Here is a 7,608-nt window from a genome sequence, read left to right as displayed (position 1 = left end):
ATGCGGATCACCTGCTCCAGGGCGGTGACGAAGATCTTGCCGTCGCCGATCTTGCCGGTGTTGGCGACCTGGGTGATAGCATCGATCACCTGCTCGGCCATGGACTCGTCCACGGCCACCTCGAGCTTCACCTTGGGCAGGAAATCGACCACGTACTCGGCGCCGCGATACAGCTCGGTGTGGCCCTTCTGGCGACCGAAGCCCTTGACCTCGGTGACGGTGATGCCCTGGACGCCGATCTCCGAGAGCGATTCGCGTACGTCGTCGAGCTTGAACGGCTTGATGATGGCGGTCACCAGTTTCATGGTCATGTCCTCGCGTTGTCCGTATCCGATGGCGACGCTCGCCATCCGTCTGGGGTCATTGTGCCAGAGCATACACCCGCTGCGGGCGGAAAAAAAAATGGCCCCGCGCGGGGGCCATCGTGCTGCGTGGTGGTGAGCGGGTCACTGGGGACGCGGTGTCATGGGCTGAGGTTGGCCCAGGCCCTCGGAGCGGCTGCGGCCGCTGCCGCCGCCGTGCACCTTGGAGACGGTGAACTCGGGGTAGGCCTCGAGCCCGCATTCGGCCAGGTCCACGCCCTCGTATTCCTCTTCCTCGCTGACGCGCACGCCCATGATCGCCTTGATGATCAGCCACACGACCAGGCTGGCGGCGAAGACCCAGGCGAAGATGCCGAGGATGCCGATGATCTGGGGGCCGAAGGAGGCGCCGTCGTTGGTCAGCGGCACCGCGAGCACGCCCCAGATGCCGGCCACGCCGTGGGCGGAGATGGCACCGACCGGGTCGTCGAGCTTGAGCTTGTCGAGGCCGACGATGGCGACCACCACCAGTAGGCCGCCCACGCCGCCGATCAGGGTGGCGCCCAGGGCGCTGGGCGACAGCGGGTCGGCGGTGATGGACACCAGGCCGGCGATGGCGCCGTTGAGGGCCATGGTCAGGTCGGCCTTGCGGAACCAGGCCTTGGCCAAAATCAGCGCCGCGATGACCCCGCCGGCGGCGGCGGCATTGGTGTTCACCAGCACCTGGGCCATGTTGTTGGCGGAGCTCACGTCGGACACCTTCAGCTCGGAGCCGCCGTTGAAGCCGAACCAGCCCATCCACAGGATGAAGGTACCCAGGGTGGCCAGCGGCAGGTTGGCCCCGGGGATGGCGAAGATGCTGCCGTCCTTGCCGTACTTGCCCTTGCGCGGGCCGAGCACCAGCACGCCGGCCAGCGCCGCGGCCGCACCGGCCAGGTGCACGATGCCGGAACCGGCGTAGTCGGAGAAGCCGAGCTCGGCCAGCCAGCCGCCGCCCCAGGTCCAGTAGCCGGAGACCGGATAGATGACGCCGGTCATCACCACGGCGAAGGCCAGGAAGGCCCACAGCTTCATGCGCTCGGCCACGGCCCCGGAGACGATGGACATGGCGGTGGCCACGAACACCACCTGGAAGAAGAAGTCGGCGCGCATGGAGTAGTAGGGGGCGTCATCGCCGCCGGCGGTCACCGCCTCCACGGTATTCTCGCCGCCGAGCAGGAAGCCCAGGTTGGGCAGGATGCCGCCGGCGGCGCTGGAGTACATCAGGTAGTAGCCCAGCAGCAGGTACATGGTGCAGGCGATGGCGAACAGGGCGATGTTCTTGGTCAGGATCTCGGCGGTGTTCTTGGAACGCACCAGCCCGGCCTCGAGCATCGAGAAGCCGGCGGCCATCCACATCACCAGGACGCCGCAGATCAGGAAGTAGAAGGTGTCGAGCGCGTAGCTCAGCTCGGTCAACTCAGTCATGACGGTCACTCCTCATGAAAGGGGAAGGGCGGTCGGCTCAGACGGCGTCGGCGCCGCGCTCGCCGGTGCGGATGCGAATGACGTCCTCGAGCGGCGTCACGAACACCTTGCCGTCGCCGATCTTGCCGCTGTTGGCGGCGCTGCAGATGGCGTCCAGCACGGTGTCGAGGCGGCCGTCGTCCACGGCGATCTCGACCTTGACCTTGGGCAGGAAGTCGACCACGTACTCGGCGCCCCGGTAGAGCTCGGTATGGCCTTTCTGGCGACCGAAGCCCTTGACCTCGGTGACGGTGATGCCCTGGACGCCGTTGTCGGCGAGTGCCTCGCGCACGTCGTCGAGCTTGAAGGGCTTGATGATGGCGGTGATCAGCTTCATCCCGGATCTCCCCTGTGTGGACTTGTTGTATGAGCGCGGGTCGCGCCGCGCGGTGGATGTGCAGCTCTAGCCGGTAACTGCTTAAACCGTGCCACTTTTCTTGATAATGCTTTTATTTCATTGCCTTGTGAGGCTGATGCGCGGCCGGGGCGCCGTGGTGGTGCAGGGCGGTCAGGGGGAGTTGCACCGTTGTGGTGCCGGCGCGCCAGGGTGTTGCGCCATCCGGGGGCGTCCGCCGCGTGCGTCGGGAATGCGTCCGCCGGACGCCTTGCGTATCCTTGTCGTCAGTCCCCACCGTTAGGAGAGAGAGCATGGTCAGCCAAGACCGCATCGGCCGCCTGGCCCAGCAGATCGGCGAGCGCCTGCAGGGCGCCTCCCAGGCGCCGGAGGAGGTGCAGAAGGGCATCCAGCAGGTCGTGCGCGGCGCCTTCGATCGCCTGGAGCTGGTATCGCGGGAAGACTTCGACATCCTGATGGACGTGCTGCAGCGCACCCGCGGCCGGGTCGAGGCCCTGGAGCAGCAGGTCGCCGCCCTGGAAGAGGCGCTGGAGGCCTCGCGCCCGGGCGCGGCGGGCACGCCGCCGGCGGTCGGCGAGGAGGCGGCCATACCCGCGGACGGTTCCTCGTCGACGCCCGAGGAAGACGCCGGCGGCGGCGAGACCGACCGCTGATCCCGCGCGGTCCCGCCGCCGCTGGACTAGCCTGAAGGCAGGCTCACAGCGAGGGACCGCCGATGACCCTGTCGATCGTGCGCACCCGGGCCGGCCTCGGCCTCGAGGCCCCCGAGGTGCTGGTGGAAGTCCACCTGGCCAACGGCCTGCCCGGCATCACCCTGGTCGGGCTGCCCGAGGCGGCGGTCAAGGAGAGCCGTGAACGGGTGCGCAGCGCCCTGGTCAATGCCGGCTTCGATTTCCCGCTGCGCCGCATCACGCTCAACCTGGCGCCCGCCGACCTGCCCAAGGACGGCGGGCGCTTCGACCTGCCCATCGCCCTGGGGCTGCTGGTGGCCTCGGGGCAGATTCCCCCCGAGGCCCTGGCCGAGACCGAGTGCGTGGGGGAGCTGGCCCTGGACGGCGCGTTGCGCCCGGTGACCGGCGTGCTGCCGCTGGCCATGGCCACCCGCCGCGCCGGACGACGGCTGATCGTGCCTCGGGCCAACGCCGAGGAGGCGGTGCTGGCCGGCGAGCTCGAGGTGCTGCCCGCCGAGCATCTGCTGGAGGTGGTGGCGCACCTGCTGGGTCAGGCGCCGATCGCGCCCCACCGGGCCTTGCGGCCGCCCGCGAGCCCGCCGGCGGCCGCCGACCTCGCCGAGGTGCGTGGCCAGCACCAGGCGCGCCGCGCCCTGGAGGTGGCCGCGGCCGGCGGCCACAACCTGCTGCTGGCCGGCCCGCCGGGAACCGGCAAGACCATGCTGGCCAGCCGCCTGCCCGGTATCCTGCCGCCGCTGACCGATGACGAGGCCCTGGAGGTGGCGGCGGTGCGCTCCGTGTGCGGCCTGCCGCTCGACGAGCACTGGGGGCAACGGCCCTTCCGGGCGCCCCATCACACCGCCAGCGCGGTGGCCCTGGTGGGCGGCGGCTCGCGGCCGCGCCCCGGCGAGATCTCGCTGGCCCACCGGGGGGTACTGTTCCTCGACGAGCTGCCCGAGTTCCCGCGCCAGGTCCTCGAGGTGATGCGCGAGCCCATGGAGTCGGGACGCATCCATATCGCCCGCGCCAACCACGAGCGTCGCTATCCGGCGCGCTTCCAGCTGGTGGCGGCCATGAATCCCTGCCCCTGCGGCCATCTCGGCGATCCGCGCCGGGCCTGCCACTGCACCGCCGCCCAGATCCAGCGCTACCAGGCACGCCTCTCCGGCCCGCTGTTGGACCGCATCGACCTGCAGGTGGAAGTGCCGGCGCTGCCGCCGGCGCAGTTGACGTCCCGGGAGGCCGGCGAGTCGTCGGCGGCGGTGCGCGAGCGGGTGCTGGTGGCGCGACGGCGCCAGTGGGCCCGCGGGGCGCTCAATGCCCATCTGGGCGGTCGCGAGCTGGAGGCCGCGTGCGCCCTGGGCGGCGACGACCGGGCCTGGCTGGCCGGGGTGCTGGAGCGGCTTCAGCTCTCGGCGCGGGCCTTTCACCGGGTGCTGCGGGTGGCGCTGACCCTGGCCGACCTGGCCGGCGAGCCAAGGCCTGGCCGCGAGCAGTTGATCGAGGCCATCGGCTATCGCCAGCTCGACCGCCTGCTCAAGGGCTGAGAGGGCCCGGACGGGCCGCGTCCTGCATCGAGCCCCGGATGATGGCGGTGTGCGGGCCGCGGCCCGCGAGACAGCCCTGTCGAATTGTTCCGGAGTGCTGGCAGGTCTTGTCAGGGCGACACCTTTATCTTTTGGGCTTGTTCCCCAAAGCTTCAGTCGAGTCAGCCTGCCGCCACCTCTCTGCTCATCACCTTTCCCGTGGGATGCCCGGTCGGTATATCGGCTGGGGTGGCGACCCAGGGGCCATGGCAGAGGGCGAAGAAATGGAGGTCCCACAATGAGCAACCCCTTCCGTGCCATCTTCGACCGCCAGAGAGACGCCTTCCTGACGGACCGTTCCAAGTCACGCGAGTGGCGACTGGATCAACTGGCCAGGATGGAGCGCATGCTGCTGGATCACCAGGAGCGCTGGTGTGAAGCTCTCTACGACGATTTCCGTAAACCGGCCTTCGAGCAGCGCTTCGAGATCACGGTGCCGATGGGCAATATTGCCTACTATCGCGACAACCTCCATCGGCTGATGGCGCCGGAAGAGGTGGAGATTCCCGAAGGCCTGGCGAAGCTGGGGCAACGCGGTGTGATTCGGCGGGAGCCCTATGGCGTCACCCTGGTGATCGGGCCCTTCAATGCCCCCATCCTGCTGCTGCTGGACCCGGCCATTGCCGCTCTGGCGGCGGGCAATCCGGTGATCCTGAAGCCCGCGAACACCACGCCGGCCACGGCGGCGCTGTTCGCCGAACTGATACCGCAATACTTCGCGCCCGAAGATGTGTCGGTGGTCACCGGCGGCCGCGAGCAGATATCGGCGCTGCTGGAATTGCCCTTCGACTTCATCTTCTTCACGGGCAGCGCGACGGTGGGCAAGATCGTCATGCGAGCCGCCGCCGAGCACCTGACCCCCGTGCTGCTGGAGCTGGGAGGGCAGAATCCGACCGTCGTGGACTCGACCGCCGATCTCGAGCGCGCCGCTGATGCCATCGCCTGGGGCCACAATGCCATCTCCGGGCAATGGTGCATTGCGCCGGGCTTCGTCTGCGTGCATGACAGTGTCGCGGAGGCCTTCGTGGAGAAGCTGAAGGCTTCGGTGACACGGATGTACGGTGAAGATCCCGCGAAAAGCCCCGATCTTGCACGAATGATCAGCGAGAAGGATGCGGCTCGGGTTCGATCCTATATCCTGCCGGAAAAGGCCGTGCTCGGCGGTCGCTCCGATGTGGCGGGACGCTATGTCGAGCCCACGCTGCTCTATCCGTCCGACTGGTCCGAGCCTGCGATGCAGCAGGAGATATTCGGCCCGGTACTACCGATCCTGCGCTTTGATGATCTGGAGGCGTTGATCGCCCGCCTGAAGACTCGGGAGAAGCCCCTGGCCGCCTATCTCTTCAGCCGCGACGAGGCGACGATCGAGCGCTTCCTCCACTCATTCTCGTTCGGTGGAGGCTGCGTGAACCTGACCAATCTGCACTGCTGGATCGGCTCGCTGCCCTTCGGTGGCGTCGGGATGTCCGGCATGGGCAAATACTACGGCAAGGCGGGGTTCGAGGCGCTGAGCAATGCCAAGTCCCTGCTGGTCTCGCCGGCTGACACCACGCTCGACGTCTACCCTCCCTACGCGGGCAAGGATATCGACGCCATGCTGGCGCCATTCTCCTGACGACCTGCAGTAGCCCTTACCCCTGGGCCGCGCTCGGGCAGCGGGCCCGATAGCAGGTGCGCGAGGCCTACAGGGCCGTGGCGTCCAGGGCACCGTCCAGCTGCGATTGCCACAGCGGCGTCTGGCTGCCGGGGCGCCGCAGGGTCAGTTGCAGGCGGTAGGGCAGCAGGGTGCGGTCGCTGAGCGTCAGTCGCGGCCCCGCGGCGACCAGCCGGCTATCCAGCCGCCACTGGTTGGCGGCGGCCCCGTTGGATAGCGCCGGCTGCCAGTCGAGCACCTGGGGGCCCTGGTCACGGCCCAGCAGGGCGCGGGTCAGGCTCTCGAGCAGGCGCGCCTCCTCCACGCCGAGTCGGGCGTCGACCTCCGGCGTCGCCAGCAGCAGCACCTGGTCGGTGACGGGGCGCGGCAGCTCGGGGGCCGCGGTCACCGCCTCAGCGGCGCGCTCGCCGAGGCCGAACAGGGCCTGGCGGATCGTCTGGGGGCGTTCCGGAGCGCCGGCGGCACAGCCGGCGAGCAGCAGGATCAGCAGCAGGGCGGCGAGCGAACGAGGGGTCATCGCGTATCGTGGCTCCGGGGTGGCGTCGTGTCGTCGGTCGTCTCGAGGCCGCTGAGGAAACGCTCGAGCTCCTCGAACAGCACCCGGCGGATCGGCTCGGCCTCGTTGACCAGGTGGTGCCTGGCCTCGGGATGGCGGTGGATCTCGGCCCGGGGGAACTTGCGTGCCAGGACCTCCAGGTTCCACTCCCAGTCCACCGTCAGGTCCTGCTCGCCCTGCAGGATCAACGTCGGCAGCTGGCTGGTCGGCATGGCCAGCAACTGCGGCATCCAGCGTCGCATGGCGTCCACCCACTCCATGGCCAGGCGGTCCGGCTGCAGCGGGTCGCCTTCGCGCAGGAAGGCGGCGAAGTCGCTGTCGGTGGAGTTCTCGCGGAAGCGGCGGGGAACCGAGCGCACGAAGGGGCCCAGCAGGCGGTGCAGCCAGCTCGACTGGGTCCAGCCCCAGGGGCGCACCAGCGGCGCCAGCAGGGCCAGGCCGTTCCAGTGGCCGTCGTCGCCGCGGCGCAGGGCATCGGTGGCCAGGATCGCCGCGCCGGTGCTCTGGCCGATGCCCAGCCAGGGGCGTGGGGCCAGGTCGCGGTCCAGGAGTTGGGACTGCAGGCTGCGCAGGCAGGCGCCGTAATCGTCGAAGTCGGCGATGGTGGCCCGGGCGCCGCTGGACAGGCCGTGGCCCGGCAGGTCCCAGAGCACTACCTGCCAGCCATGCTCGAGCAGGCATTCCAGGAGGTGACGATACAGGCCCAGATGGTCATAGTAGCCATGCACCACGAAGATCGTGCCGCGAGGCTCCTTGGGGCGCCACACCTGAGTCCACAGGCGAAACCCCTGGGCGTCGACATACCCCACGTGCAGGCCGACCCGACCGGCGAGCAGGGGCGCCAGGCCATAGTGGCCCAGGTAGCCCTGAAGCGGGCTGCCGGACGGGTCGGCCGGGGCAATGGGCCCCAGGGCCTGTAGGGGGGTGAAGTCGCTCATCGGATCCTCCGCAATGCCTGCCCATGCTAGCGTCCCGTCA

General features: G+C 69.3%; 8 protein-coding genes. 3 read left to right on the top strand and 5 right to left on the bottom strand.

The window, feature by feature from the left end; genetic code table 11:
- The 3 genes from ACXAFN_RS07175 to ACXAFN_RS07165 form a co-directional block, all read right to left on the bottom strand.
- Nucleotides 1-305: P-II family nitrogen regulator (locus ACXAFN_RS07175; RefSeq protein ID WP_474987426.1), on the bottom strand; the 305-nt coding region annotated here is incomplete at its 3' end.
- A 141-nt stretch (nucleotides 306-446) separates the two neighbouring features.
- Nucleotides 447-1,769: an ammonium transporter gene (locus ACXAFN_RS07170; RefSeq protein WP_474987424.1), complete on the bottom strand. Its 1,323-nt coding sequence runs from the start codon at nucleotides 1,767-1,769 to the stop codon at nucleotides 447-449.
- 37 nt (nucleotides 1,770-1,806) lie between these two features.
- Nucleotides 1,807-2,145 carry a P-II family nitrogen regulator gene (locus tag ACXAFN_RS07165; RefSeq protein ID WP_016855902.1) on the bottom strand — a complete coding sequence of 113 codons (339 nt, stop codon included), beginning with the start codon at nucleotides 2,143-2,145 and terminating at the stop codon, nucleotides 1,807-1,809.
- A 311-nt stretch (nucleotides 2,146-2,456) separates the two neighbouring features.
- Between ACXAFN_RS07165 and ACXAFN_RS07160 the strand changes: the two genes are divergently transcribed.
- From ACXAFN_RS07160 to ACXAFN_RS07150, 3 genes are all read left to right on the top strand, one after another.
- Nucleotides 2,457-2,816 (top strand): accessory factor UbiK family protein, encoded by a 360-nt coding sequence (locus ACXAFN_RS07160; protein ID WP_474987422.1) that lies wholly within the window; start codon nucleotides 2,457-2,459, stop codon nucleotides 2,814-2,816.
- Nucleotides 2,817-2,878: 62 nt separating this feature from the next.
- Nucleotides 2,879-4,381 carry a YifB family Mg chelatase-like AAA ATPase gene (locus ACXAFN_RS07155; protein WP_474987420.1) on the top strand — a complete coding sequence of 501 codons (1,503 nt, stop codon included), beginning with the start codon at nucleotides 2,879-2,881 and terminating at the stop codon, nucleotides 4,379-4,381.
- Between the two features lie 277 nt (nucleotides 4,382-4,658).
- Entirely contained in the window at nucleotides 4,659-6,035 is a 1,377-nt protein-coding gene (locus ACXAFN_RS07150; protein WP_474987418.1) for an aldehyde dehydrogenase family protein, read from the top strand.
- Nucleotides 6,036-6,102: 67 nt separating this feature from the next.
- On the opposite strand, the gene ACXAFN_RS07145 is transcribed toward ACXAFN_RS07150, so the two are convergent.
- Both ACXAFN_RS07145 and ACXAFN_RS07140 read right to left on the bottom strand, forming a co-directional pair.
- Complete coding sequence (locus ACXAFN_RS07145; RefSeq protein WP_474987416.1) at nucleotides 6,103-6,591, bottom strand: hypothetical protein; 489 nt, start codon at nucleotides 6,589-6,591, stop codon at nucleotides 6,103-6,105.
- The gene (locus ACXAFN_RS07140; protein WP_474987414.1) at nucleotides 6,588-7,568 is read right to left on the bottom strand and encodes an alpha/beta hydrolase; all 981 of its coding nucleotides are present in this window, start codon (nucleotides 7,566-7,568) and stop codon (nucleotides 6,588-6,590) included. Before ACXAFN_RS07140 ends, ACXAFN_RS07145 begins: the two co-directional genes overlap by 4 nt.
- Between the last annotated feature and the right edge of the window lie 40 nt (nucleotides 7,569-7,608).

The sequence above is a fragment of the Halomonas sp. ABH4_019 genome, from assembly GCF_056159885.1.
Note: the sequence above shows the minus strand (reverse complement) of the source record. Positions and strands in the feature narration are given on the sequence as shown.